Origin of the sequence: Streptomyces griseofuscus, from assembly GCF_014673495.1 — a bacterium.
Taxonomy (GTDB): Bacteria; Actinomycetota; Actinomycetes; order Streptomycetales; family Streptomycetaceae; genus Streptomyces; species Streptomyces murinus.
Map to the genome: position 1 here is coordinate 2,353,100 of NZ_CP051006.1, position 24,194 is coordinate 2,377,293.

General features: G+C 71.9%; 26 protein-coding genes. 16 read left to right on the forward strand and 10 right to left on the reverse strand.

What is annotated here, in order from left to right; translation table 11 throughout:
• The first annotated feature begins 18 nt into the window (after positions 1-18).
• The 11 genes from HEP81_RS10305 to serS all read left to right on the forward strand — a co-directional run bounded on the left by HEP81_RS10305 (position 19) and on the right by serS (position 10,499).
• Positions 19-1,161 carry an acyl-CoA dehydrogenase family protein gene (locus HEP81_RS10305; RefSeq protein ID WP_037654320.1) on the forward strand — a complete coding sequence of 381 codons (1,143 nt, stop codon included), beginning with the start codon at positions 19-21 and terminating at the stop codon, positions 1,159-1,161.
• 133 nt (positions 1,162-1,294) lie between these two features.
• The gene (locus tag HEP81_RS10310; protein WP_037654318.1) at positions 1,295-2,590 is read left to right on the forward strand and encodes an aspartate aminotransferase family protein; all 1,296 of its coding nucleotides are present in this window, start codon (positions 1,295-1,297) and stop codon (positions 2,588-2,590) included.
• Between the two features lie 2 nt (positions 2,591-2,592).
• Entirely contained in the window at positions 2,593-3,075 is a 483-nt protein-coding gene (locus tag HEP81_RS10315) for a type II toxin-antitoxin system RatA family toxin (RefSeq protein WP_037654316.1), read from the forward strand.
• A 21-nt stretch (positions 3,076-3,096) separates the two neighbouring features.
• Positions 3,097-3,630 (forward strand): hypothetical protein, encoded by a 534-nt coding sequence (locus HEP81_RS10320; protein WP_037654315.1) that lies wholly within the window; start codon positions 3,097-3,099, stop codon positions 3,628-3,630.
• Complete coding sequence (locus HEP81_RS10325; protein WP_037654314.1) at positions 3,627-4,175, forward strand: flavin reductase family protein; 549 nt, start codon at positions 3,627-3,629, stop codon at positions 4,173-4,175. Before HEP81_RS10320 ends, HEP81_RS10325 begins: the two co-directional genes overlap by 4 nt.
• On the forward strand, positions 4,172-5,152 hold the full coding sequence (locus HEP81_RS10330) for a ferritin family protein (protein ID WP_037654313.1): 981 nt from the start codon (positions 4,172-4,174) through the stop codon (positions 5,150-5,152). The genes HEP81_RS10325 and HEP81_RS10330 overlap by 4 nt, the downstream gene beginning before the upstream one ends.
• Positions 5,149-6,156: a beta-ketoacyl-ACP synthase III gene (locus tag HEP81_RS10335; RefSeq protein WP_037654312.1), complete on the forward strand. Its 1,008-nt coding sequence runs from the start codon at positions 5,149-5,151 to the stop codon at positions 6,154-6,156. Before HEP81_RS10330 ends, HEP81_RS10335 begins: the two co-directional genes overlap by 4 nt.
• Positions 6,157-6,191: 35 nt before the next feature.
• Complete coding sequence (locus HEP81_RS10340; RefSeq protein ID WP_010983730.1) at positions 6,192-6,422, forward strand: phosphopantetheine-binding protein; 231 nt, start codon at positions 6,192-6,194, stop codon at positions 6,420-6,422.
• The gene (locus HEP81_RS10345) at positions 6,422-7,642 is read left to right on the forward strand and encodes a beta-ketoacyl-[acyl-carrier-protein] synthase family protein (RefSeq protein ID WP_037654310.1); all 1,221 of its coding nucleotides are present in this window, start codon (positions 6,422-6,424) and stop codon (positions 7,640-7,642) included. Before HEP81_RS10340 ends, HEP81_RS10345 begins: the two co-directional genes overlap by 1 nt.
• 111 nt (positions 7,643-7,753) lie before the next feature.
• Positions 7,754-9,238, forward strand: coding sequence for an APC family permease (locus tag HEP81_RS10350; protein ID WP_037654308.1), 1,485 nt, complete (start codon positions 7,754-7,756; stop codon positions 9,236-9,238).
• Positions 9,222-10,499 carry a serine--tRNA ligase gene (serS, locus tag HEP81_RS10355; RefSeq protein WP_037654307.1) on the forward strand — a complete coding sequence of 426 codons (1,278 nt, stop codon included), beginning with the start codon at positions 9,222-9,224 and terminating at the stop codon, positions 10,497-10,499. The genes HEP81_RS10350 and serS overlap by 17 nt, the downstream gene beginning before the upstream one ends.
• 60 nt (positions 10,500-10,559) lie before the next feature.
• Here the strand turns inward: serS and fabI are convergent, their stop codons facing one another.
• The 6 genes from fabI to HEP81_RS10385 form a co-directional block, all read right to left on the reverse strand.
• Positions 10,560-11,327 carry an enoyl-ACP reductase FabI gene (gene fabI, locus HEP81_RS10360; RefSeq protein WP_037654306.1) on the reverse strand — a complete coding sequence of 256 codons (768 nt, stop codon included), beginning with the start codon at positions 11,325-11,327 and terminating at the stop codon, positions 10,560-10,562.
• Positions 11,324-11,650, reverse strand: coding sequence for a ferredoxin (gene fdxA, locus HEP81_RS10365; RefSeq protein WP_037654305.1), 327 nt, complete (start codon positions 11,648-11,650; stop codon positions 11,324-11,326). The genes fabI and fdxA overlap by 4 nt, the downstream gene beginning before the upstream one ends.
• Positions 11,651-11,678: 28 nt before the next feature.
• A complete protein-coding gene (locus HEP81_RS10370; RefSeq protein WP_051850082.1) occupies positions 11,679-13,052 on the reverse strand; it encodes an MFS transporter in 1,374 nt (457 codons plus the stop codon).
• 144 nt (positions 13,053-13,196) lie between these two features.
• The gene (locus HEP81_RS10375) at positions 13,197-14,297 is read right to left on the reverse strand and encodes a fatty acid desaturase family protein (RefSeq protein ID WP_051850081.1); all 1,101 of its coding nucleotides are present in this window, start codon (positions 14,295-14,297) and stop codon (positions 13,197-13,199) included.
• Between the two features lie 295 nt (positions 14,298-14,592).
• Entirely contained in the window at positions 14,593-14,742 is a 150-nt protein-coding gene (locus HEP81_RS10380) for a hypothetical protein (protein ID WP_167739849.1), read from the reverse strand.
• Between the two features lie 43 nt (positions 14,743-14,785).
• Positions 14,786-15,793, reverse strand: coding sequence for a DUF2156 domain-containing protein (locus HEP81_RS10385; RefSeq protein ID WP_037654301.1), 1,008 nt, complete (start codon positions 15,791-15,793; stop codon positions 14,786-14,788).
• A gap of 441 nt (positions 15,794-16,234) precedes the next feature.
• On the opposite strand from HEP81_RS10385, the gene HEP81_RS10390 reads away from it, so the two are divergent.
• The 3 genes from HEP81_RS10390 (at position 16,235) to HEP81_RS10400 (ending at position 18,946) form a co-directional block, all read left to right on the forward strand.
• A complete protein-coding gene (locus tag HEP81_RS10390) occupies positions 16,235-17,032 on the forward strand; it encodes an AfsR/SARP family transcriptional regulator (protein WP_037654300.1) in 798 nt (265 codons plus the stop codon).
• Between the two features lie 157 nt (positions 17,033-17,189).
• Complete coding sequence (locus tag HEP81_RS10395; protein WP_051850080.1) at positions 17,190-18,734, forward strand: acyl-CoA carboxylase subunit beta; 1,545 nt, start codon at positions 17,190-17,192, stop codon at positions 18,732-18,734.
• 11 nt (positions 18,735-18,745) lie between these two features.
• Positions 18,746-18,946 carry an acyl-CoA carboxylase subunit epsilon gene (locus tag HEP81_RS10400; protein WP_037654298.1) on the forward strand — a complete coding sequence of 67 codons (201 nt, stop codon included), beginning with the start codon at positions 18,746-18,748 and terminating at the stop codon, positions 18,944-18,946.
• 78 nt (positions 18,947-19,024) lie between these two features.
• Here the strand turns inward: HEP81_RS10400 and HEP81_RS10405 are convergent, their stop codons facing one another.
• The 3 genes from HEP81_RS10405 to HEP81_RS10415 form a co-directional block, all read right to left on the reverse strand.
• A complete protein-coding gene (locus HEP81_RS10405; RefSeq protein ID WP_037654296.1) occupies positions 19,025-19,504 on the reverse strand; it encodes a DUF6299 family protein in 480 nt (159 codons plus the stop codon).
• Positions 19,505-19,594: 90 nt separating this feature from the next.
• Positions 19,595-19,993: a RidA family protein gene (locus HEP81_RS10410; protein WP_037654294.1), complete on the reverse strand. Its 399-nt coding sequence runs from the start codon at positions 19,991-19,993 to the stop codon at positions 19,595-19,597.
• A complete protein-coding gene (locus tag HEP81_RS10415; protein ID WP_037654290.1) occupies positions 19,990-21,123 on the reverse strand; it encodes an acyl-CoA dehydrogenase family protein in 1,134 nt (377 codons plus the stop codon). The genes HEP81_RS10410 and HEP81_RS10415 overlap by 4 nt, the downstream gene beginning before the upstream one ends.
• Positions 21,124-21,276: 153 nt before the next feature.
• Between HEP81_RS10415 and HEP81_RS10420 the strand changes: the two genes are divergently transcribed.
• Together HEP81_RS10420 and HEP81_RS10425 are read left to right on the forward strand one after the other, a co-directional pair.
• Positions 21,277-22,869, forward strand: a complete 1,593-nt coding sequence (locus HEP81_RS10420) for an AMP-binding protein (RefSeq protein ID WP_037654289.1) — start codon at positions 21,277-21,279, stop codon at positions 22,867-22,869.
• A 15-nt stretch (positions 22,870-22,884) separates the two neighbouring features.
• A complete protein-coding gene (locus HEP81_RS10425) occupies positions 22,885-23,703 on the forward strand; it encodes a PaaX family transcriptional regulator (protein WP_037654285.1) in 819 nt (272 codons plus the stop codon).
• Between the two features lie 22 nt (positions 23,704-23,725).
• On the opposite strand, the gene HEP81_RS10430 is transcribed toward HEP81_RS10425, so the two are convergent.
• A complete protein-coding gene (locus tag HEP81_RS10430; RefSeq protein WP_037654283.1) occupies positions 23,726-24,136 on the reverse strand; it encodes a hypothetical protein in 411 nt (136 codons plus the stop codon).
• Positions 24,137-24,194: the final 58 nt, after the last annotated feature.

A 24,194-nucleotide genomic window follows, 5' to 3' on the forward strand; every position in this document is an offset into this window, starting at 1 on the left:
GTCCTCGGAGGTCTTCCCGTGCGTTCCCTCGATGTCGCCCGGACCGTGTGCGAGCGGTTCCACCCCGGACTGCTCAAGGAACTGGAGCAACTCCCTTACGAACAGCGGGAGAAACCCGGCAGTCCGGTGATCGATCTGTTCCGCATCCACGGCGGTGTGGGCCTGCTGATACCCGAGTCGTACGGCGGCCACGGCGCGGCCCCGCTGGAGGCGCTGCGAGTGCAGCTGGCCCTCGGCGCGGTCTCGCCCTCGCTGGTCGCGGCCGTCTCCATGCACCACTTCACCGCCGCGATGCTGTACTCGCTCGCCGTCAAGTCGGGCCGGCTCACCCCCGCGCAGACCCAGCTGCTGCACCAGATCGTGCCCGACCAGCAGGTGCTGGGCTCCGGCTGGTCGGAGGGCCGTACCGCCGCGAACATCCTCAAGCCGGCCGTGACCGCGCGCCCGGTGGAGGGCGGCTTCCTGCTCTCCGGCTCCAAGAAGCCGTGCAGCCTGTCGCGTTCGATGAGCCTGCTCACGGCGTCCACGGCGATCCACGGCGAGGACGGCGGCGAGCCCGAGCTGGCCCTCGCGCTGGTCCCGGCCGACGCGCCCGGCCTCACCGTGCACCGGTTCTGGGGCAACGACCTGCTGGCCGGCGCCGAGAGCGACGAGGTGCGCCTGGAGGACGTGTTCGTGCCCAGCGAGATGGTGGTGCGGGCCGGCGCGGACGATCCCACCCGCCTGGACGACCTCCAGTCCGCCGGGTTCGTCTGGTTCGAGATGCTGATCTCCGCGGGCTACGCGGGCGCCGCGGCGGCGCTGGTCGAGCAGGTGCTGACCCGTAAGCGGGGCAGCGCGGACGAGCGGGCCGCGCTCGCCGTCGACATGGAGGCCGCGCTGGCCCTCCTCGAAGGCGTGGCCCGGGGCACCGGGCGCGAGCCGGGCGACGAGGAGTCGGTGGCGCGGGTGCTGGTCGCCCGGTACGCGGTGCAGAACGCGTTGCCGGGGATCGTGGCGCGGGCGCTGGAGCTGCTCGGCGGGATGGACTTCATCACGAACTCCGCCTCCGCGCAGGCCGCGGCCGCGACGAGGGCGCTGGCCTTCCATCCGCCGTCCCGGATCGCCGCGTCGGAGCCGCTGCTGACGTACTTCGACGGAGGGCCGCTGGTTCTCGCGTAGTCGGTCGGCTGCGGACCGTATGTGGCTGAGCGCGCCCACGCAGCGGAGCCGCACCTCGAACACAGCCCCGCGCCCCTTCGGGGCGCCCCCGTCAACGGCATTGAAAAGTCCCCTCTCTTGGAGTGAGTGACACGTGACCGTCTTGCACGATTCCCCCCACGCCCCCGTCGTCGACGACGAGGCCGAGATCCTCAACCTCTACCGGGCCCACCTGAGCAAGGGCCGGGCCACGCTCGCCGAGCTGTTCGGCAGTCATATGGAGGTGGCGTCCGAGGGCGCCTGGCTCACCACCAGTGACGGTGAGCGCTTCCTGAACGCGGGTGGCTACGGCGTGTTCATCATGGGCGCCCGGCACCCGATCGTCATGGAGGAGGTGGAGCGCCAGCTGCGCACCCACCCCACCGCGACCCGCATCCTGCTGGAGCCGACGGTGGCCCGCGCCGCCGAGGCGCTGGTGTCGGTGCTGCCCACCGGCCTGGACCGGGTGCACTTCGCGCTGTCCGGCGCCGAGGCGGTGGAGACCGGTCTGAAGCTGGCCCGCGCGGGCGGCTTCAAGCGGACCGTCTCGATGCGCGGCGGCTACCACGGCAAGACGCTGGGCGCCCTGTCGGCGACCGCGAAGGAGGTCTACCAGGCGCCGTTCCGGCCGCTGATCCCCGACTTCCAGCACCTGCCGTTCGGTGACGCGGACGCCCTGGAGGCCGAGCTGAAGGCCCACCCGGGCGAGGTCTGCGTGATCCTGGAGCCGGTCCAGGGCGAGGGCGGCGTGATCATCCCGCCCAAGGGCTACCTCAAGCGGGTCGAGGAACTGGTCCGCGAGTACGAGGGCTTCCTCATCCTCGACGAGGTGCAGTCCGGGTTCGGGCGGCTCGGCGAGTGGTGGGGCGCCGACCTCGAAGGCGTCGTACCGGATGTGCTGCTGGCCGGCAAGGCGCTCGGCGGCGGTGTGATGCCGGTGTCCGCGGCCGTCGCCACCCGCAAGGCGTTCCGCCCCTTCGACAAGGACCCCTACGTCCACACCGCCACCTTCTCCGGGCAGCCGGTGCTGATGGCCGCGGTGATGGGCGCGGTCCGCGCCGTCAAGGAGGAGCGCCTGGTCACCCGCTCCATGGACCTCGGTGCCCGGCTGCTGCCGCGGATCGCGGAGGTCGCCCACCGCAACATCCCCGAGCTGGTCGTGGACGTCCGCGGCCAGGGTCTGCTCATCGGCGTGGAGCTGGTCGAGGCGGGCCTCGCCGGCGAGCTGCTGATCGAGCTGTTCAACCACGGCGTCGTCGCCAACCACTCCATGAACGGCAGCTCGGTGGTCCGGTTCACCCCGCCCGCCGTGCTGAGCGACACCGACCTCGACTACCTCGTCAACTCCTTTGACCTGGCCACCCGGGACCTCATCAAGGGCGCGGCCACTATGCCGGAAGGCGGTAACTGATCGTGCGGCACGTCGAACTCGAATCCCTGATTCCCGCGGAGCAGGCCGAGGAGGTCCTGCACGCCGTACGGCGCTGGGAGAAGTACCCGGACCTCGCGCCGCACGTCAACGCGACCACCGTGCACTCCGCGTACCCCGAGCCCAAGCCCTCCTCCAGCTGGGAGCTGCACTTCCGCAGCGGCCTGCTGCGCTGGACCGAGGACGACACGGTGCTGCCGGAGGCGGGCGAGATCCGCTTCGAGCAGTCCGACGGCGACTTCGACTCCTTCACCGGCGTCTGGTCGGTCAAGCAGAACGGCGCGGATGTCGTCGTCCGCTTCGACGCCGACTTCGACTTCGGCATCCCGAGCCTGGAGGGCATCCTCGACCCGATCGCCGAGCGGGTCATCAAGGAGACGGTCGCCTGGGCCCTGACCGGTCTGTACCCGGCCGTGCGCATCCAGGGCGGCATCGAGCTGAACACGCCCGCCACGGTCGGCGCGTAACACGGGCCGAAGGAGCTGACCATGGACCAGGCGAACCCCTTCGAGACCCCACGCACCTACTCGCTGCACCGCGCCGAGTACCTGGTGGGTCTCGCCGTCACCACCGGGATGATCATCTACCACTTCGGTGACATCCGCTGGCTGCCGGCGCTCGGACTGTTCCTGTACATCGACCTGATCGGCTACATCCCGGGCGCCATCGCCTTCCGCAAGAGCGGCGGGCAGCCGATCCACAAGGCGTACTACGTCCTGTACAACGTCATGCACAGCCTCATCACCCAGGGCGCGGTCGCCGCGCTGTGGTGCCTGCTGGTCAAGCCGGAGTGGGCGCTGCTGGTGCTGCCCTTCCATCTCTTCGGTGACCGGGGCCTGTTCGGCAACTTCATGAAGTCCTTCGCGCTGCCCTTCGAGCCGGTGCGCCAGGAGGGATACCTCCGCCTCCTGGACGATCTGGGGCTGCCGCACCCCAAGCCGGTCGGGCACGAGATGGACCCGGTGCCGGTCGGGCACGTCCCCGCGCGTCCCGTCGTCCGGGAGACGGAGGCCGTACGATGACCACCGCCGCGACCCCGGTGCGCCGGGCGGTGCGCCAGGACCCGGCCGAGCGCCGGCGGGCCCTGTACCACCTGGCCTCCGCGGTGTCCGTGCTCACCACGGGCCCCGAGGAACGGATGCACGGCACCACCGCGAGCACCGTCACCCTGGTCTCGCGCTCGCCCCTGCTGGTCGGGGTGGTGCTGCGGGCGGGCTCGTCCTTCGCCCGGCTCGCCGCCGCCGAGGGCCGGTTCGCGATCAATGTGCTCGGCGGCGAACAGGCCGACGTGGCACGGCGGTTCGCGGACAGCTCGCGGCCCGACGGCAGCGCGTCCTTCGCCGGCCTCGCCTGGACCGCCGACCGCTACGCCCAGGCCCCGCTGATCGCGGGCGCCCTCGCCCACTATGTCTGCCGGTTCCACTCCGCGCACGCCGCGGGCGACAGCGAGCTGCTGCTCGGCCATGTCGTCCGGGCCACCGCGGACGAGGGCCTGCCGCTGCTCAGCTACACCGGCGGGCTGTTCGCCGGTTCCCTGCGTCCGGCGAAGGAGACCGCCGCATCATGACCGCACCCGTTGCCCCCGAGGCCGACTGGGAGAAGGCCCCCGGCCTGCTGGACGGCGCGAAGGAACTCACCCTCGGCCCCGAGGAGTGCGACCTCGCCTACTGGTTCACCTCCGTCGCGCAGGGCACCCTGCGCGACCGGGGTGCCACCGGCCACCACGCGAACGCCCTGACCCCCGACTTCCTGAAGGCCCCCGGCCCGCTGCGCGAGGCGCTGATCCTGGAGTTCGGCTTCCGGGCCCTCTCCGAGGAGCTGGCCACCCGGCTGCTCGGCCACTACGTGACCATCGCGCCCTCCATCCCCGAGATGGAGTTCTACGCCACCCAGCTGATCGACGAGGCACGGCACGCCCGGGTCTTCCGTCAGCACCTGGTGGACCTCGGCATCCCACAGAGCACGCTGCTGCGGGAGATCGAGGAGATGACCCAGGACTACCGCAAGCGGGTCCTGAACCCGGTGGTGGACTTCACCCTGGACATCGTCCGCGACAAGGCCGACTTCCCCGGCGGCGTCGGTGTGTTCGCCATCATCATCGAGGGCGTCCTCGCCCCCGCCGCCGAGCTCAGCGAGCGCAAGTGGACCCCGCTGTCCCCGGCGACCGGCGAGATCTCCCGCGGCACCGCCATCGACGAGATCCGCCACCTCACCGTGGCCAGCACCATCCTGCGCGACCACCTGGTCGAGCACCCCGAGTACACCCCCCGGCTCCTGGAGATCCTGCGCTCGGGCGTCAAGCTGTGGGACGAGCTGCCGGACCGGGAGTTCGTCATCCACCGCGAGGAGCTGTTCCAGGAAGGCATGTTCAAGCACGCCGACCTGATCGGCGACTACGAGGTCTGGCCGGGCGTCCGGCTGCTCGACACCACCGCCGACCAGCGCTACGACATGGCCGAGCAGTGGACCGACGAGATGGCCGAGGTCCGTATGAAGTACATGGGCCTGCCCGTCGAGGTCCTCGCCTCGGAGGCCGGCGCATGAGTACCGGGCGGGCGGCGGTCGTCACCGGGATCGGCTCGTACGTCCCGCCCAACATCGTCACCAACGAGGACCTCTCACGGCGCCTCGACACCTCCGACGAGTGGATCCGCACCCGTACCGGCATCGCCGAGCGGTTCTACATCACCCCCGGCACCTCCACCGGCGACCTCGCGGTGGAGGCGGGCCTGAGGGCCCTGAAGTCGGCGGGCGACGAGCAGGTCGGCGCGGTGGTGCTCGCCACCACCACCCCGGACCAGCCCTGCCCCGCGACCGCCCCCCAGGTGGCCGCGCGGCTCGGGCTCGGCCAGGTGCCCGCCTTCGATGTGGCGGCCGTCTGCTCCGGATTCCTGTACGGCCTCGCGTCCGCCGCCGGGCTGATCGCCTCCGGGATCGCCGACAGCGTTCTCCTGATCGCCGCCGACGCCTTCACCACCATCATCAACCCGGAGGACCGCACCACGGCCGTGATCTTCGCGGACGGCGCGGGCGCGGTGGTGCTGCGGGCCGGCTCACCGGACGAACCCGGCGCGCTCGGGCCGCTGGTGCTCGGCAGCGACGGTGAACTGAGCCATCTGATCGAGGTCCCGGCGGGCGGCTCCAAGCAGCGCTCCGCGGGCCGCCCGGCCGCCCCGGAGGACCACTACTTCCGGATGCTCGGGCGGGAGACCTACCGGCACGCGGTGGAGCGGATGACCAGCGCGTCCACCGAGGCCGTCGAGCGGGCCGGCTGGCGTCTGGACGACGTCGACCGGTTCGCGGCGCACCAGGCCAACGCCCGGATCCTGGAAGCCGTCTCGGGCCGGCTCGACATCCCCGAGGAACGGCAGCTCAGCAATATCGCCCGGGTCGGCAACACCGGGGCCGCCTCGATCCCGCTGCTGCTCGCGGAGGCCACCGCCGACGGGCGGCTGACCGCGGGGAACCGGGTGCTGCTCACCGCGTTCGGCGGCGGGCTCTCCTGGGGCGCGGCCACGGTCGTCTGGCCCGAACTCCAGACCATCTGACCGATCGTCAGAGAAGACCTTCGAAAGGAATCGTCATGCTGGAGCAGCTCAAGGAAATCCTGTCCAACAAGCTCAAGGTGTCGCCCGAGGCCATCACCCCCGAGGCCACCCGGGAGGACATCGAGCTGGACTCGCTGGCCGTCGTGGAGCTGTCGCTGCTGCTGAAGTCCGAGCTGGACCTGGACGTCAGCGACGACGACCTCCTGGAAGCCGAGACCGTGGCCGACATGGTCCGGCTGATGGAGGAGCGGAGCGCGAAGGTCTGATGGCCGCGATGGACATCGCCGTCACCGGGCTCGGTCTGATCACCCCCGGCGGGATCGGGGTCGGACCGAGCTGGGCGGCGGTCTGCGACGGCAGGCCGGCCGCGGCCCTCGATCCGGTGCTGGCCGACAATCCCGTACAACTCTCCTGCCGGGTGCCCGGCTTCGATCCCGAGAGTCTGCTGAGCGCGCGCCGGGCCCACCGGCTCGACAGGTTCGTGCAGTTCGCGCTTGTCGCCGCGCACGAGGCGGTGGCCGACGCGGGCCTGGACCCGCAGACCTGGGACGGCGCCCGGGTGGGCGTGGTCCTCGGCTGCGCGGACGGTGGCCCGGGCACGGTCGAGGAACAGCACCATGTGCTGCGCGAGCAGGGCGCGGACCGGGTGTCACCGCTGCTGCTGCCGATGCAGCTGCCGAACATGCTGGCCGGTCAGACGGCCATCGAGTTCGGGGCGACCGGTCCCAACCTGGTGGTGGCCACCGCGTGCGCGTCCGGCGCGACGGCCATCGGCACCGCCCGGGACCTGCTGGCGCTCGGCCGCTGCGACATCGTGCTGGCCGGCGGCAGCGAGGCCATGATCACCCCCCTGGTCATGGCCGGGTTCGCCCAGATGGGCGCGCTGTCCAAGCGGCACGACGACCCGTCGTCCGCGTCCCGCCCCTTCGACGCCGACCGCGACGGGTTCGTGGCCGGCGAGGGGGCCGGGATCCTGGTGATGGAGCGCGTCGCCGACGCGCGGGCCCGTGGTGCGCACATCCACGGGCGGATCATCGGGTACGGCGCCACGGCCGACGCCCACCACATGACGTCGCCGCATCCCGACGGCGCCGGCATCGAGGCGGCGGTCCGCGCGGCGCTCGCCGACGCGGGGGCCGACCCCGACGACGTCCAGCACGTCAACGCGCACGGTACGTCGACGCCGCTGAACGACCTGTCCGAGGCACGGATGATCCAGCGGACGCTGCGCGGCGATCCGGTGGTGACGTCCACGAAGGGTGTCACCGGGCATCTGCTGGGCGCGGCGGGAGCGGTCGAGGCCGCGTTCACCGTGCTCAGTGTGGAGCATGAACTCATCCCACCCACGGCCAACTTGGTGATGCCGGACGCCCGGATGGAGATCAAGCTGGCACAGACCCTGACCGAGATGCCGATCGATCTGGCGCTGAGCAATTCCCTCGGGTTCGGCGGGCAGAACACCGCTCTGGCGATCGCGCCCGCCTGAGCGTCCGCCCCGAGTCACAACAGCCGTCCGCTGAGCACGTTCCGCGGGCGGCTGTTGGCCTTGACGTCACCCCCCACGTCCCCACCCCACTCCCCGATATCTGGAGCACCCATGTCCACCACCAGTGGTTCGCCGCCCGTCTCCGGGCGGCTCGGTACGGCGCACATCCTGTTTCTCATCGTCGCCGCCGCGGCCCCGCTCTCCGCGATGGTCGGCACCGTCCCGCTCGCGTTCGCGTTCGGCGACGGGGCCGGGGTACCGGCGGCGTTCCTGTTCGCCGGGGTGACGCTGCTCTGCTTCTCGGCCGGGTACGCGGTCAGCGCGCGGCGCACCGGCGGGTCCGGCGGGTTCTACGCCTCCGTCGCCGACGGGCTCGGCCGGCCCCCGGCGGTCGCGGCCGGATACATGGCGCTGCTGGCGTACAACTGCGCGACCATCGGGCTGGCCGGCGCCCTCGGTTACTTCACCCAACTTGTGCTGGCCGCCCATGGGTTGACGGTGTCCTGGGAGTGGTGCGCGGCGGTCGGGCTGGTGCTGACCGCGGTGCTCGGCTACCGGGAGATCGCGCTGAGCGCCCGGGTGCTGGCCCTGCTGATGCTGGGCGAGATCGGGGTGCTGGCGGCGCTGGACGTGGCGATCCTCGTCCGGCACGGGGTGCACGCGCTGCCCGTCGCCTCCTTCTCCCCGCACACCGCCGCGGGCCCCGGCGTCGGTGTCTCGCTGATGTTCGCTTTCGTGTCCTTCATCGGGTTCGAGTCGGCGGCGCTGTACGGCAAGGAGGCGCGCAACCCGGAGCGCAGCGTGCCCCGGGCGACGTACGCGGCCGCCGCGCTGATCGCCGGGTTCTACGCGCTGACCAGCTGGCTTGCGGTGGGCGCGATCGGCCCGGACCAGGTGCGCGAGGTCGCGGGCAAGCAGATGGGCGATCTGTTCTTCGGGCTCGGCGACGACTTCCTGGGCACGGCGGGCAGCACCATCCTACAAGTGCTGCTGTGCACCAGCCTGTTCGCGGCGACACTGGCCCTGCACAGCGCCGCCAACCGCTACGCCCAGGTCCTCGCCCAGGACGGGCTGCTCCCCCGCACGCTGGCCGCCGAGCACCAGCGGCACGGCTCCCCGCACCGGGCGAGCGTCTGGCAGAGCGTGCTGACCGCACTGGTGCTGGGCGGGTTCGCGGTGGCGGGCCTCGACCCGTACGCCGACCTGACCACCAGCATGCTCGGCCTCGGCACCCTCGGCATCGTCACGCTCCAGGCGCTGGCCGCGCTGTCCGTGCTCGGGCTGCGGCTGCGCGCCGGGCACGGGCACTGGTGGAAGGAGACCCTCGCCCCGCTGCTGGGCTTCGCCGGGCTCGCCACCTCCGTGTGGCTGGTGGTCGGCAACTTCGACATGCTCACCGGCTCCCCCTCCAAGGTGATCGCCGCGCTGCCCTGGCTGCTGCCGCTGGTCGCGCTCGGCGGACTGCTCTACGCGGCCCGGCTGCGCAGCGCCCATCCGCTGCGCTACCGGCAGCTCGGCGCCCGGCACACCGCCGCGCCCGCGACCCCCGACCTCTCCCCCGCCCCGTCAGGAGACCGCCATGCACGATCCCAATGAGCTGATCGAGGCCGGCGAGGACGCCAAGCGCCGCCTGGCCCGCCGCCGTTACGACCTCGACCTGGAGGCCGTGGGCGGTGCGCTGCGCGCCCGTTCGGCCGCCAACGCCGAGGTGACCCGGCTGCGTACCGAGCTGAACAGGACGGCCAAGGCGCGCCGTTCGGGCCCGCCCAGCGAGGCCGAGAAGGAGGCCGCGCGGGCGCTGCGCGCCGAGGTGCAGCAGGCTGAGGGCCTCGCCCGGGTGGCCGCGGGGGACCTGACCGAGCTGCTGCTCGGCATCCCCAACCTGCCGCTGGACAGCGTCCCGGACGGCGACTCCGAGAAGGAGGCCGTGGAGGTACGGCGGGGCGGTCCCGCGCCGCGTCCGGCCAAGGGCGCCCGGCACCACGCGGAGATCGGCGAGACCCTCGGCATCCTCGACCCGCCGGCCGCGGCCAAGCTGTCCGGCGCCCGGTTCAGCGTGGCGCACGGCGCCGGGGCCCGCCTGGAGCGCGCCCTCGCCGACTTCTTCCTCGATCTGCACACCCGCGAGCACGGCTACACCGAGCAGTCGGTGCCGTTCCTGGTCTCCCGGGACACCATGACCGGTACCGGGCAGCTCCCCAAGTTCGAGGAGGATCTGTTCCGCACCCAGGTCGGCGAGCGGGAGCTGTTCCTGATCCCGACCGCGGAGGTGCCGCTGACCAATCTGGTCTCCGGCGAGCTGCTGGACGCGCGGGCGCTGCCGTACGCCTTCACCGCCCGCACCCCCTGCTTCCGCGCGGAGGCGGGCGCGTACGGCCGTGACACCCGCGGGGTGCTGCGGCTGCACCAGTTCGAGAAGGTGGAGCTGGTGCGGATCTGCGCGCCGGAAGAGGCCCAGGAGCAGCTGGAGTTGATGGTCGGGCACGCCGAGGAGTGTCTGCGCCGACTCGAACTGTCTTTCCGGACCGTGCTGTTGCCCGCGGGCGACATGGGCTTCTCGGCGCGGATGACGTACGACATCGAGGTGTGGCTGCCGGGCGGTGACGCCTTCCGGGAGATCTCCTCGGTGTCCGACTGCGGCACCTTCCAGGCGCGGCGCGCGGACATCCGGGTCAAGCGGGCCGACGGCCGCAAGACGCCGGCCGCCACCCTGAACGGCTCGGCGCTGCCGATCGGCCGGACGGTGGCCGCGCTTCTGGAGCAGGGTGTGCAGGACGACGGTTCGGTGCTGCTGCCCAAGGCGCTGCGGCCGTACACCGGGTTCCGGCGGATCCTGCCGGGCGGCACGACCGAGTGACACCACGGGAAGGGGGCGGGTGCCGGTTCCGGCACCCGCCCCCTTCCCGTGTGCGCGCCGTCAGGCGCCCATCATGTGCACCCCGCCGTCCACATGGACGATCTCGCCGGTGGTGCGCGGGAAGAAGTCCGACAGCAGGGCGACGACGCCGCGGGCGGCCGGCTCCGGGTCGGTGAGGTCCCAGCCGGCCGGGGCCCGTCCGGTGGTCCAGACGTCGGCCAGTTCACCGAAGCCGGGGATGGACTTGGCGGCCATGGAGCGCAGCGGGCCCGCCGCGACCAGGTTGCTGCGGATGCCGAACTCACCCAGGTCGCGGGCGAGATAGCGGCTGGTGGACTCCAGGGCGGCCTTGGCGACACCCATCCAGTCGTAATGCGGCCAGGCCACGGCCGCGTCGAAGGTGAGCCCGACGACCGAGCCGCCGCGCTGCTTGAGCAGCGGAAGGCAGGCGGTGGTCAGGGACTTGAGGGAGTACGCCGAGACATGCACGGCGGTCGAGACGTCGTCCCAGGTGCCGTCGAGGAAGTTGAAGGCGCCCTGGGGGCCGAAGGCGATGGAGTGCACCACGCCGTCGAGGCCGTCGGTGTGCGCGCCGAGCCGCTCGGCCAGGGTGTCCAGGTGGTCCTGGTCGGTGACGTCCAGCTCGATGACGGGGGCGGGCTTCGGTAGCTTCGCCGCGAACCGCTCGATCAGGGAGAGCCGCCCGAACCCGGTGAGCAGCACCTCGGCGCCCTCCTCCTGGGCGATCCTGGCCACATGGAAGGCGATGGAGGCGTCCGTGACCACACCGGTCACCAGGATGCGCTTGCCCGCGAGGATGCCGCTCATGCCGACACCTTCTTCGGCAGGGCGCTCACCAGCGGGGAGTCATGGTCCTGGGGGCCGACCGCGCTGCCGCCGCCGGGCGAGCCGAGGGCGGTGAAGAAGTCGGCGTTGGAGGCGGCGTGGTCATCGCCCCACTCCTCGGGCAGGTCGTCCGCGAAGTAGATGGCGTCGACCGGGCACACCGGTTCGCAGGCTCCGCAGTCCACGCATTCCTCCGGATGGATGTACAGGGCGCGGCGGCCCTCGTAGATGCAGTCCACGGGGCATTCGTCGATACAGGAGCGGTCCTTGATGTCGACGCAGGGCAGTCCTATGACGTAGGCCATGCTCAACTCCTTGATCAATAGGGGTTGTTCACTTCAGGGACACACCGGTGGTGCGCTCGCCGAGGGACAGCACGGTGACGGCGAGGACGGCCATGGCGGCGGCGATGACGGCGAACAGCGCGCCGGGACCGTGCGCGTCGAGGACCGGCAGCAGCGCGAACGGCAGTGCGCCGGCGCTGAGTTTGGACAGCGAGTACGCGGCGCCCGCGGCGGTGGCCCGGATCTCGGTCGGGTACTGCTCGGAGAGATAGACGTGCGAGACGCTGGAGAAGACGTTGCTGAACAGGGTGTAGGCGAACCCGCACAGCACGATGAGTTCAGCGGACCCGGCGTAGGCGAAGCCGAGTCCCGCGACCACCATCGCGGCGGCCGAGAGGGCGACCAGGGTACGGCGCTCCATGCGGTCCACGATCGGCAGGACGAGGGCGGAGCCCACCGGGTAGCCGAGGAAGGACAGCGCGGTGAAGCCGAGCCCGGCGACGACGCCGTAGCCCTTGGCGGCGACGATCTGCGGGGCGAGGGTGCCGAAGCCGTAGTAGCCGACGACGGACAGGATGCAGAACACCCACAGCACGAGGGTGCGGCGCAGCAGTCCGGGCCGGAAGATGTCGCGCAGCCGGGTGTCCCGCGCGGGCGTGTCGGCGTCCTGCTGCGGGGCGGGCGGCTCCAGGGGCAGGCCCGCTCCGGCCGCCTCGGCCTCCAGGCGGGCGACCAGCCGGTCGGCCTCCTCGGTGCGGCCGGTGGCGGCGAGCCAGCGCGGGGACTCGATCAGCTGCCGGCGCAGCACCCAGACGGCGGCGGAGCCGAGGGCGCCGAGCACGAACAGCCAGCGCCAGCCGGCCACCCCGAGCGGGGACAGCGGCACCAGCCACAGAGCGGCGAAGCCGACCGCGGGCACCCCGCAGAAGGCCAGGGTGTAGGCCCAGGCGATGAACCGGCCGCGCTTGGAGGCGGGCAGCACATCCGCCAGGTAGCAGTCGGACAGGGCCTGTTCGGCGCCGATGCCGAGACCGGCGAGGAAGCGGGTGACGATCAGCCAGGCCGCGTTGGGCGTGAAGGCGCCGAGCAGCGAACAGGCGGAGTAGATCGCCAGGTTCACCAGGAAGGCCCGACGCCGGCCGAACCGGTCCGCGATCCGGCCGAGCGTCAGGGATCCGATGAACTGGCCCACGAACGCGGAGGCCAGGACGAGTTTGAGCGAGGTCGTGCCGAAGCCGAAGTCGCTCTGCAACACCTTGCCGATGGTGCCGGAGAGGTTGTTCTCGAAGGTGTCGAAGAACAGGCCGACACCGATGACCGCGGTGAGTCTTCGATGCAGGGGAGTGATCGGCATGCGGTCCAGGCGGGCGCCGATCGGGACGGGAGCGGTGCGACCGCCGGCCGCGGCGGTGGTCTGGGACATGGGGCTGGCTCCTTGGAAACTGCTGTCGCACGCTTTCGCTGTGCTTCTGGGGAAGGAACCGCCCGGGTCACCGGCGGACCCGGGCGTGCGGCCCGGGGGCCAGGTGTGGGGGTGAGTCGGAGGTGGTCAAGGGGGGTTGGACGATCAGGCCGCTTCCATCGCCTGGCGGCGGATCTGCTCGTCGACGTCACCGCGCCGCACCGGCGCGCTGACCTTGTGGAGGAAGGAGGCGACCTCGCGGTACGAGCGCCAGAAGCCGACCTCGTGGTACGGCACACCGCGTTCGGCGCAGTACTCCATGGTCAGTTCGCGGGCGCGCGGCAGGCTCTTCTGCGGCATGGCCGGGAACAGATGGTGCTCGACCTGGTAGTTGAGGCCGCCGTACAGGAAGTCGATGAACAGGCTGGGGCGGATGTTGCGGGAGGTGAGCACCTGGCGCTGCAGCCAGTCCAGGGTCTCCTCCTCGCCGTCGCGGACCTGCATGCCCTTGTGGTTCGGGGCGAAGATCATGCCGAAGTACACGCCCAGGGCGGCGTGCTGGACGACGATGAAGGCGACCGCGAGGCCCGGGGACAGGAAGGTGAAGGCGCAGGTGAGGTAGACGGCGGCGCGCAGCAGGATGAGGGAGGTCTCCAGCAGGGGGCGCTTGGTCTTGCCACCGGTGATGGACACGACCGCGGTCTTGAGCATCTTGAAGCCCTCAAGGACCAGCAGCACGAAGAACATCACGCTCTGGTAGCGCACCACGAGCTTCTGGGTGCCCTTGCGGGTGGGGTACTGCTTGATGTCGAAGATGGCGGTACGCCGGCCGATGTCCGGGTCCATGTCGAGGTGGTTGGGGTTGGAGTGGTGCCGGTTGTGGTGGTTGACCCACCAGCCGTAGCTGACCCCGTTGACCAGGTTGGCGTGCACGTAACCGACCGCGGAGGCGGCCTTCTTGCTGCGGAACATGGCCTTGTGGCCGGCGTCGTGCCACATGAACGCCGACTGGCCGCCGCACAGGCCCATCCACACCGCGGTGAGCAACTGCCACCAGGTGTTGCCCAGTTCGAAGAACGCGACGAACCCGACGGCCAGCAGGGCGGTGTTGAGGGCGAGCTTGCCCACGTAGTAGCGCGGGTCCAGATCGAGGAGTCCCTCGGCCTTGACCCGTTTGAGCAGTTCGGCGAAGGTGGCCGACGCGCCGGTGCGTTCGCCGCCCGGTGCGGCCGCGGCCACGGCTTCCTGTATGTGCGGACGCTGCATGCGTTGCTCTCCTTGGGAGAAAGTGCCCGATAGCGGGCGGCGGCGCCGCTGCCCCGCGGACCTGCGGACCTGCGGGCGCCGCGAGTCGACTTCAGCTCCCGCGTGGCGTCACCGCCGCGGGCTGTGGCCCGCCCGGCGGACCCGGGCGACGGGAGTACAGTGCGGCACTCCCGGACCCGGACCACCGGGCGAACGTACGTCCAGCGTTCCGTGCGCCACTGATGTGGCACTGATACCGGTCTGATCGGGCCAAGGTCGCCCCGGCGGCCGGTACCCGGGCCGCCCGTGCGGCCGCTCAGGCGGTCGCCTCGGCGCGCAGACGGTCGTCCAGGGCGCGCACCGCGGCGTCCGCGGTCTCGGCGACCTGGGTGTCGTCGGGGGCGCCGATGACGGCCATCAGCTGCTCGACCACGGCGTGCGAGAGGTCCTCGGTGGACTGGCTCATTTCATCGTCTCCTGTCGATGCGGGATGGGGGGCGGGGCGGGTGTCAGAACGCCTTGCAGGCGCGGAAGATGTGCGCGAAGCCGGGCAGCGAGGCCTGCGGTCCGTCGAAGGCGACGTACTCGGGGATCAGCAGGTCGGGGGCCCACTTCTGCTTGTACGACAGCTGGGTCTGCGCCGGGTACAGCGCCGCGCCCTCGGCCCACAGGGCGTGCATCAGCCACTGGAACGCCGGGCTGTGGCCCTCCAGTTCGTGTCCGGCGTCGAGCCCGGTGAACGGCGTGAAGCCGAAGTGCAGCCACTCGACGCCCTCGGCGCGGAAGATCTCGATGGCGTGCGCGTTGATGGCCTCCATCAGGCCGGGCGAGCCCTCGGGGATGCGCCGGCTGAGGTCGTGCATCCAGCCGGCCCGGCTGCCGTAGACCGGCGAGTACGAGATGTAGGCCACCGGCTCGCCGTCGATGGTGCCGCTGAACAGCCGGCGCTGGGCCTGGGCGGGCCCGCCGATCTGGCCGACCAGGAACTCCAGCTGCTGCGCGCCGCCCTTGGAGCCGAGCCACGCCTTGTCGATCACGGCGATGTGGTCGGCGACCTCGGCCGCGTCGACCTCCTGGATCTGGAGGCCGTTGCGCAGCGCGCGGGAGATCTTGTTGCGCAGCTGCATGAACTTGGTGCCGCGCAGCGTGAAGTCCGCCAGGCTGACCGCCCAGGAGGCGCCGATCTGGTTGACGACGCAGCCGCGCGCCGCGTACCGCTCGGCGTCGGCCCGCTGGAGCTGCACCCCGACCAGGCTCAGACCCTCGTCCCGGACGTAGGTCCGGAAGGCGTCCAGCAGCGTGTCGTAGTCGCCCTCGGCGGCGAACGGGCCGCCGAACTGCACGGCCCAGCGGCCGGTGCGGCGGTAGACGACGACGCCGTCCACGCCCGGGACGGTGAAGACACTGTTTCCGCTGTTGAGCGCGAGGAAGGAACTCGGGTTCTCGCTCGTGGTGTGGGCTCGTATCGCGTCGAGAATCAGACTGTCTGTACCGGTCTCGGTGGTGATCGCGGTCATTCTCTTACCCCTTTCGGGAGCGTTTTCCGTCAAAGGGAGTACAGCACCGTAACGTTGCCCTGGAAAAGAGCAGTTGGGCATTCATTTACCTGTGTCAGAACCGCGTCAGCATTCCGTCAGCCCTTGCTGCCAATGTGGTTGACGTGAACGGCACCGGAATCCGGAGCCGCGAGTTCACATCCTGGCCTCTACGCCACGGCCGGAACCATGGCTGGACGCGCTTACCGCCCCGGGCGGCGGGAAATATCTGGCGTCCGTCCATGATTTCGGCACCACCCAGAAGCCGCCGGCCGCCCCCCGTCCCGGCGGAAATAATGCCCCGGCGGGCCGCGGTACAGGTCGAGGCCCGCCGGGGCATGGCGCGTTCGGCCATTCTTTCTTTCACGGCAGCACCACTCCGGAAACACCGTCGGCGAGGAATTGTCATCTAGGGGGAAAGATATGCTGAGGTTCTCCGTACTCGGAGCGCTGGAAATACGCACCGCCGCCGGTGAGGCGGACGTGTGCGGCGATCTCCAGCGCACTCTGGTGCAGACCCTGCTGGTCAGCGAGGGACGGCCGGTGTCCGGGGAGAGCCTGGCGGAGGAGATGTGGGGCGAGACGCTGCCCGACCACCGGGCCAACGCCCTCCAGGCACACATCAGCCGACTGCGGCGCAGGCTGCGCGCGTTGGAGCCGGACCGCCCGACGTCCCGGGTGACCATCCATCCGGCCGGCTACCGACTCAGCGTCGGTGAGGGCGAGCTGGACGCTGCGGAGTTCGTACGGGCCGTACGGCAGGCCGAGTCGGCCGGGCCCAAGGACCCGGAGCGCACCGCCCGGATGCTCGGCGAGGCCCTCGCGCTGTGGCGTGGCCCGGTGTTCGGCGGCTTCCCCGGCGGCACCATGTGCCAGCTCGCGGGGGCGCGGTACGAGGAGTACCGGATGCGTGCGATGGAACTGCGCTTCGACGCCGAACTGCGGCTGGGCAGGCATGCGTCGGTACTCGCGGAGCTGGCCGAGGCGCACACCAACCATTCGCTGCGCGAGCGCTTCTGCGAGCAGCTGATGGTCGCCCTGTACTGCTCGGGCCGGCAGGCCGACGCGCTCGATGTGTTCCGCCGGATGCGCCGCAGGCTGGACGAGGAGCTTGGCATCCAGCCGTCGCCCGCGCTGCGCAAGGTGGAGCTGGCGATCCTCTCGCACGATCCGGCGCTCACCGGCGATCACCTGGCCCCGACGGCGCTCCAGCCGGTGTGACCGCCGGACGTGGTCCGGACGCGGCGGGCCGGACCGTAAGCGGCCCGTCAGCGCCCGGTCAGACCGCGTTGCCACGATCGTGTCCGGATCGCACCGGCGGCGGCCCGGCGCGGGCAGCGTCCGATGTCACGTCACCTCACCGCAGAGGCAGGCAGAGATGAAGTCCCATATCGCGGAACTGGCCGGCATACGCGAGAGCGTGCTCGCCGGCCCGAGCGAGAAGGCGACCGCCGCGCAGCACGCCAAGGGCAAGCTGACGGCACGGGAGCGGATCGAACTGCTCCTGGATCCCGGTTCCTTCCAGGAGGTCGAGCCGCTGCGCCGGCACCGGGCCACCGGTTTCGGCCTGGAGGCGAAGAAGCCGTACACCGACGGTGTGATCACCGGCTGGGGCACGGTCGAGGACCGTACGGTCTTCGTCTACGCGCACGACTTCCGGATCTTCGGCGGCGCGCTGGGCGAGGCCCACGCCACCAAGATCCACAAGATCATGGACATGGCCATCGCGGCCGGCGCGCCGCTCGTGTCGCTGAACGACGGCGCGGGCGCCCGTATCCAGGAGGGCGTGACCGCGCTCGCCGGCTATGGCGGCATCTTCCGCCGGAACACGGCCGCCTCCGGAGTGATCCCGCAGATCTCCGTGATGCTCGGCCCGTGCGCGGGCGGCGCCGCCTACTCCCCCGCGCTGACCGACTTCGTCTTCATGGTCCGCGAGACCTCGCAGATGTTCATCACCGGACCCGACGTGGTCAAGGCGGTGACGGGCGAGGAGATCACCCAGAACGGCCTGGGCGGCGCGGACGTGCACGCCGAGACGAGCGGCGTCTGCCACTTCGCGTACGACGACGAGGAGACCTGCCTGGAGGAGGTCCGCTACCTCCTCTCGCTGCTCCCGGGCAACAACCGGGAGAACCCGCCGCGCACGGAGTGCTCCGACCCGGCCGACCGGCGCTGCGAGGCGCTGGCCGACCTGGTGCCGGAGGACGGCAACCGGCCGTACGACATGACCAAGGTGATCGAGGAGATCGTCGACGACGGCGAGTACCTGGAGGTCCACCAGCGCTGGGCCCGCAACATCATCTGCGCCCTCGCCCGCCTCGACGGCCAGGTCGTCGGCATCATCGCCAACCAGCCGCAGACCCTCGCCGGCGTCCTCGACATCGAGGCGTCGGAAAAGGCCGCGCGCTTCGTGCAGATGTGCGACGCCTTCAGCATCCCGCTGGTCACCCTGCTGGACGTGCCGGGCTTCCTGCCGGGCGTAGGCCAGGAGCACGGCGGCATCATCCGCCGCGGCGCGAAGCTGCTGTACGCCTACTGCAACGCCACCGTGCCGCGCATCTCCCTGATCCTGCGCAAGGCGTACGGCGGCGCGTACATCGTCATGGACTCCCAGTCGATCGGCGCGGACCTGACGTTCGCCTGGCCGACGAACGAGATCGCGGTGATGGGCGCGGAGGGCGCGGCCAACGTCATCTTCCGCCGCCAGATCGCCGAGGCCGAGGACCCCGAGGCCATGCGCGCACGGCTGGTCAAGGAGTACAAGTCCGAGCTGATGCACCCCTATTACGCCGCCGAGCGCGGCCTCGTCGACGACGTCATCGATCCCGCCGAGACCCGCGAGGTCCTGGTGCGGTCGCTGGCGATGCTCCGCACGAAGCACGCGGAGAGCCCCGCCCGCAAGCACGGCAACCCCCCTCAATGACGGAGGTCCCCATGTCCGTGTCCACCCCCTCCCCCACTCCCCCCATCCGGGTCGAGCGGGGCGAAGCCACCGACGAGGAACTGGCCGCCCTGACCGTCCTCCTGCTCAGCCGCAGCGCCCTCCCGGGCCCCGGCACCGACACGTCCTCCCCGGGCACGACGTCCTGGCGCCCGCACTCCTTCCACGCCCCGCACAGCTGGCAGCGGGCCTGAGCCGCCCGGACCGCCCGGGGCGGCGCACCGGTACGGGTGCGCCTGCCCTGGGCCCGGCTCCCGGGCGGCCGCCCCTGATCACCCCTGGACCAGGGTGACGTCCTGGTCGGCGGTGGCGTGGAACACCGGCAGCGGCACCAGCCCCACCGGGCGCAGTTCCATCACCGTGGCCTGGACGTGGGCCGTGCCGGGCGTGAGCGTCTCGCCGCTGACCTGGCCGGAGTTGGACCAGGTGTGCGTCGTACCGTCGCAGCGCGCGACGGTGCCGCCGATGCCGTGCCTCACCCGGGGGTCGCGCTGGCTGAGCGCGGACGTCACGAAGACCGGGCCGGTGTTGCCGGTGCAGCGGTAGGTGCCGGTCAGGGTGACGGTGCCGTCGGCGGCGAGGCGGCCGACCGTGTCGACGGTGACGGACTCGCCGGGCGCGGCGTGGACGGGTACGGCGATGCGGGCCGATCCCGTGGCGAGGGCCGGAGACGACGCGTGAGCCGGTGCCGTGGCGAGGGTCAGCAGGGCGGCGCCGCCGAGGACCGCGGCGAGGGCGGGGCGGACAGACATGGATACCTCCAGGTTTGCACCGTTTCGGGGCCTCCACTGGTACCCGTCGCCCACCCCGGCGGGTGTGACCGTCACCCGGGCGGTGGCGCGTCACGGCAGTACGGCGAACCCGTCCAGCTCCACCAGCGCCGTTTCGTCCCACAGTCGTACGACCTGAACGACGGCCATCGCCGGATAGTCCCGGCCCGCCGCCGCACGCCACAGCCGCCCCAGTTCCCGTGCCTGCGCGCGGTACGCGGCGACGTCCGTGGCGTACACCGTGACCCGGGCCAGATCCGCGGGGGTGCCGCCGGCCGCGCGCAGGGCGGTGAGCAGATTGGCCAGCGCCCGCTCGAACTGCTCGGCCAGTGTGTCACCGGTGATCTTCCCGTCGGCGTCGAGCGCGGTCTGCCCGGCGAGGAACACCACCTTGGAGCCGGTCGCGACGACGGCATGCGAGAACCCCGTGGGCGGGGCCAGCTCGGGCGGGTTGACACGTTCGGCGGTCACCGGGCCTCCTGATCCTGAGCGGCGTACAACTCCTTGGCGATGATGCCCCGTTGGACCTCGCTCGCGCCCTCGTAGATGCGCGGCGCCCGCACCTCGCGGTAGAGGTGTTCCAGCAGATGACCGTGCTCCAGGGCACGCGCTCCGTGCAACTGCACGGCGGTGTCGACGACATACTGCGCGGTCTCCGTCGCGAGCAGCTTGGCCATCGCGGAGCGGCGGGGCACATCGGGCGCGCCCTCGTCGTACGCGCTCGCCGCCGCGTACACCATCAGCCGGGCCGCCTCGGTGCGCAGCGCCATCTCCGCGACCTGGTGCGACACCGCCTGGAGATCCATCAACCGGCCCTTGAACGCCTGCCGCCCACGGGTGTGCGCCACGGTCGCGTCCAGCGCCGCCTGCGCCATGCCCACCGCGAACGCCCCCACGCTGGGCCGGAAGAGATTGAGCGTCCCCATCGCGACCGCGAAGCCCCGGTCGACCTCGCCGAGCACATCGTCCGCGGTGACGGGCACCGCGTCGAAGTCGAGCGCGCCGATGGGGTGCGGGGAGATCATCTCCAGCGCGCGGCCGGTGAGTCCGGGCCGGTCGGCGGGGACCAGGAACGCCGTCACACCCCGGGCGCCGGCGCGGGGCGCGGTGCGCGCGAAGACGGTGTAGAAGTCGGCCTCGGGGGCGTTGGAGATCCAGCACTTCTCCCCCGTGAGCCGCCACCGCCCCGCCCCGCGCTCCTCGGCCGCGAGCGCCAGCGCGGCCGCGTCCGAGCCGGCGCCCGGCTCGCTCAGCGCGAAGGCCGCGACCGCGCCGCCGTCGGCGACCCGGGGCAGCCAGCGCTCCCGCTGGGCCGGACTGCCGTGCGCGTGCACGGGATGGGCGCCGAGCCCCTGGAGGGCGAGCGCGGTCTCCGCCTCCGTACAGCCCTGCGCCAACGACTCCCGCATCAGGCACAGATCGAGCGCGCCGGATGTGAACAGCTTGGCGAGCAGGCCGAGTTGGCCCAGCTCGGCCAGCAGGGGCCGGTTGACGCGGCCGGGGGCGCCCTTGTCGGCGAGCGGGCGCAACCGCTCGGCGGCGAGCGCCCGCAGTTGCGCGCACCAGGCCAGCCGTTCCGGTTCGAGTGAGAATGCGGGCACTGCCGGTCCTCCCTCCGGGACGGACCACGACGACCGTCCACCCGTACGACGTTATCGCGCACAGTTGACTGCCGTCACCAACACGATACGCTCCCCTCACGAGCCCGCCAGGAATGCCCGTCCGGACGTCCGTCTCGGCAAGGGGGCAAAGCCATGCATCTCTCGGCCCATGTGGACACCTTCGCGCGCGACCATCTCCCACCGCCCCACGAATGGCCCGAGCTGCGCTTCGACCTGCCGGAGCTGCGCTATCCCGCCCGGCTGAACTGCGCGGTGGAGCTCCTCGGCCACGCCGACGGCGCCCGCCCGGCCTTTCGCACCCCGGACGGCCCCGTATGGACGTACGAGGAGCTGCGCGCCCGCGTGGACCGGATCGCCCATCTGCTCACCGGCGAGCTGGGCGTCGTACCCGGCAACCGCGTGCTGCTGCGCGGCCCCACCACCCCCTGGCTCGCGGCCTGCTGGCTCGCGGTGCTGAAGGCGGGCGCGGTCGCGGTCACCGTGCTGGCCCAGCAGCGCCCGCACGAACTGGCGACCATCTGCGAGATCGCCCGGGTGGGCCACGCGCTGTGCGACATCCGCGCGGTGGACGACCTGGCGAAGGCCGAGATCCCCGGCCTGCGCATCACGACGTACGGCGGCGACACCCCCGACGACCTGCTCCACCGCTCCGCGCCCACGACCCCCTACCCCGCGGTCGACACCGCCTGTGACGATGTCGCCCTGATCGCCTTCACCTCGGGCACCACGGGACGCCCGAAAGGGTGCATGCACTTCCACCGGGACGTGCTGGCGATCGCCGACACCTTCTCCCGGCATGTCCTGCGGCCCCGCGCCGACGACGTCTTCGCGGGCAGCCCCCCGCTCGGCTTCACCTTCGGCCTCGGCGGGCTGGTGATCTTCCCCCTGCGGGCCGGTGCGAGCGCGCTGCTCCTGGAGCAGTCCGGCCCCCGCCGCCTGCTCCCCGCCATAGCCGAGCACCGCGTCTCGGTCCTGTTCACCGCCCCGACCGCCTACCGCGCCATGCTGGACGAGCTGGACGGCCATGACATCTCCTCGCTACGGCGCTGTGTGTCGGCCGGGGAGAACCTGCCCGCGGCGACCTGGCGGGCGTGGCACGAGCGCACCGGGGTGCGGATCATCAACGGCATCGGCGCGACCGAGCTGCTGCACATCTTCGTCTCCGCCGCGGACGAGGGGATACGGCCGGGCGCCACGGGCATGCCGGTGCCGGGCTGGCAGGCGCGGGTGCAGCGGCCGGACGGCACCCCGCTGCCGGACGGCGAACCCGGGCTGCTGGCCGTGCGCGGCCCGGTCGGCTGCCGATATCTGGCGGATCCCCGGCAGCGCCAGTACGTGCGCGACGGCTGGAACATCACCGGCGACACATACGTCCGTGAACCCGACGGCTACTTCCGCTATGTGGCCCGCGCCGACGACATGATCATCTCGGCCGGGTACAACATCGCGGGGCCCGAGGTGGAGGACGCCCTGCTGCGCCATCCGGACGTGGTGGAGACGGCGGTGGTCGGCCGCCCGGACGAGGTGCGCGGCCAGGTGGCGGTCGCCTACACGGTGCTGCGCGAGGGCGCGCGGCGCGACCCGGAGGCGCTGCGCGCGTTCCTGACCGCCGAACTGGCGCCGTACAAGTGCCCGCGCGAGTTCGTCTTCCTCTCCGCCCTTCCCCGCACCGCCACCGGCAAGTTGCAGCGGTTCCGCCTACGCACCCCAAGTGACCAGCAGTGATGCCGACGACCTAAGATGATCATCGTGTCCGAGCAGCACGCCCCCAGATCACTCATCGTCACGCTCTACGGCGCGTACGGCCGCTCCATGCCCGGCCCGGTGCCCGTCGCCGAGCTGATCCGGCTGCTGGCCGCGGTCGGCGTGGACGCGCCCTCCGTACGCTCCTCGGTGTCCCGCCTCAAGCGCCGCGGCCTGCTCCTGCCCGCGCGCACGGAGACCGGCGCCGCGGGCTACGAACTCTCGCCCGAGGCCCTCCAGTTGATGGAGGACGGCGACCGCCGCATCTACGCCGCCGCGCCGCCCGAGGACGCGGGCTGGGTGCTGGCGGTCTTCTCGGTGCCGGAGACGGAACGCCAGAAGCGCCATGTGCTGCGCTCCCGCCTGTCCGCGCTGGGCTTCGGCACGGCGGCCCCCGGCGTCTGGATCGCCCCGGCCCGTCTCTACGAGGAGACCGAACACACCCTGCGCCGCCTCCACTTGGACCCGTACGTCGACTTCTTCCGCGGCGACCACCTGGGCTTCGCCCCCACCTCCGAGGCGGTCGCCCGCTGGTGGGACCTCGCCTCGATCGCCAAGGAACACCACCGCTTCCTCGACACCCACGCCCCGCTCCTGCGGGCCTGGGAGCACCGCGCGGACACCCCGCCGGAGGACGCCTACCGCGACTACCTCCGCACCCTCGACTCCTGGCGCCACCTCCCCTACACCGACCCCGGCCTCCCCACCGACCTGCTCCCCGCCGACTGGCCGGGCGTCCGCTCCGCGGAGGTCTTCCGGGCACTGCACGAGCGCCTGCGGGAGGCGGGGGCGGAGTTCGCCCGGCCGACACCCTGAACCGGCCTTCGCCGACGCCCCCTCAGATCCGCCCGCCGGTGAGCCGGGTGATCGGCCCGTGCGTCCGCCGCCCCGCCCGCCGGCCGGCGAGATACGACAGCGCCCCCATGGCGGACAGCCCGACTCCCGCCCCGGCGGCGATGGCCTTGCGCCGGGCGACGACGGTCCACGCCGTCCTGGCGGCTCCGACGGCGTGCCCCGACGCGGCGACGACCGCCCGCCGACCGGCCTGCACCCCTCCGGCCGCGCCCCGCACGACGGCGGCACCGGCCCCCGCCGTACGCTCCGCCACCCCCACGGCCTCCGCCGCCACATCATCCGACTTCTCCGCCGCCTTCCCGGCCGCCTTCGCCGCCGGCGCGGTCACCTTGGCGGTCGCCCGCCGGGCCTTGTTCACGGATTCCTGATTGGTCCCACTGTTCGTCTGAGTCATGAACTCCGCGTTGCCGCTGGCGCGAAGGGCAAACACATCGCGGCGAACCGGGCCTCGG

Excerpts from the sequence above, each read along its gene's own strand:
- HEP81_RS10320 (WP_037654315.1), top strand. The coding sequence starts at position 3,097 with ATGGACCAGGCGAACCCCTTCGAGACCCCACGCACCTACTCGCTGCAC.
- HEP81_RS10325 (WP_037654314.1), top strand. The coding sequence starts at position 3,627 with ATGACCACCGCCGCGACCCCGGTGCGCCGGGCGGTGCGCCAGGACCCG.
- HEP81_RS10330 (WP_037654313.1), top strand. The coding sequence starts at position 4,172 with ATGACCGCACCCGTTGCCCCCGAGGCCGACTGGGAGAAGGCCCCCGGC.
- HEP81_RS10335 (WP_037654312.1), top strand. The coding sequence starts at position 5,149 with ATGAGTACCGGGCGGGCGGCGGTCGTCACCGGGATCGGCTCGTACGTC.
- HEP81_RS10340 (WP_010983730.1), top strand. The coding sequence starts at position 6,192 with ATGCTGGAGCAGCTCAAGGAAATCCTGTCCAACAAGCTCAAGGTGTCG.
- HEP81_RS10345 (WP_037654310.1), top strand. The coding sequence starts at position 6,422 with ATGGCCGCGATGGACATCGCCGTCACCGGGCTCGGTCTGATCACCCCC.
- HEP81_RS10350 (WP_037654308.1), top strand. The coding sequence starts at position 7,754 with ATGTCCACCACCAGTGGTTCGCCGCCCGTCTCCGGGCGGCTCGGTACG.
- serS (WP_037654307.1), top strand. The coding sequence starts at position 9,222 with ATGCACGATCCCAATGAGCTGATCGAGGCCGGCGAGGACGCCAAGCGC.
- fabI (WP_037654306.1), bottom strand. The coding sequence starts at position 11,327 with ATGAGCGGCATCCTCGCGGGCAAGCGCATCCTGGTGACCGGTGTGGTC.
- fdxA (WP_037654305.1), bottom strand. The coding sequence starts at position 11,650 with ATGGCCTACGTCATAGGACTGCCCTGCGTCGACATCAAGGACCGCTCC.
- HEP81_RS10370 (WP_051850082.1), bottom strand. The coding sequence starts at position 13,052 with ATGTCCCAGACCACCGCCGCGGCCGGCGGTCGCACCGCTCCCGTCCCG.
- HEP81_RS10375 (WP_051850081.1), bottom strand. The coding sequence starts at position 14,297 with ATGCAGCGTCCGCACATACAGGAAGCCGTGGCCGCGGCCGCACCGGGC.
- HEP81_RS10380 (WP_167739849.1), bottom strand. The coding sequence starts at position 14,742 with ATGAGCCAGTCCACCGAGGACCTCTCGCACGCCGTGGTCGAGCAGCTG.
- HEP81_RS10385 (WP_037654301.1), bottom strand. The coding sequence starts at position 15,793 with ATGACCGCGATCACCACCGAGACCGGTACAGACAGTCTGATTCTCGAC.
- HEP81_RS10390 (WP_037654300.1), top strand. The coding sequence starts at position 16,235 with ATGCTGAGGTTCTCCGTACTCGGAGCGCTGGAAATACGCACCGCCGCC.
- HEP81_RS10395 (WP_051850080.1), top strand. The coding sequence starts at position 17,190 with ATGAAGTCCCATATCGCGGAACTGGCCGGCATACGCGAGAGCGTGCTC.
- HEP81_RS10400 (WP_037654298.1), top strand. The coding sequence starts at position 18,746 with ATGTCCGTGTCCACCCCCTCCCCCACTCCCCCCATCCGGGTCGAGCGG.
- HEP81_RS10405 (WP_037654296.1), bottom strand. The coding sequence starts at position 19,504 with ATGTCTGTCCGCCCCGCCCTCGCCGCGGTCCTCGGCGGCGCCGCCCTG.
- HEP81_RS10420 (WP_037654289.1), top strand. The coding sequence starts at position 21,277 with ATGCATCTCTCGGCCCATGTGGACACCTTCGCGCGCGACCATCTCCCA.
- HEP81_RS10425 (WP_037654285.1), top strand. The coding sequence starts at position 22,885 with ATGATCATCGTGTCCGAGCAGCACGCCCCCAGATCACTCATCGTCACG.
- HEP81_RS10430 (WP_037654283.1), bottom strand. The coding sequence starts at position 24,136 with ATGACTCAGACGAACAGTGGGACCAATCAGGAATCCGTGAACAAGGCC.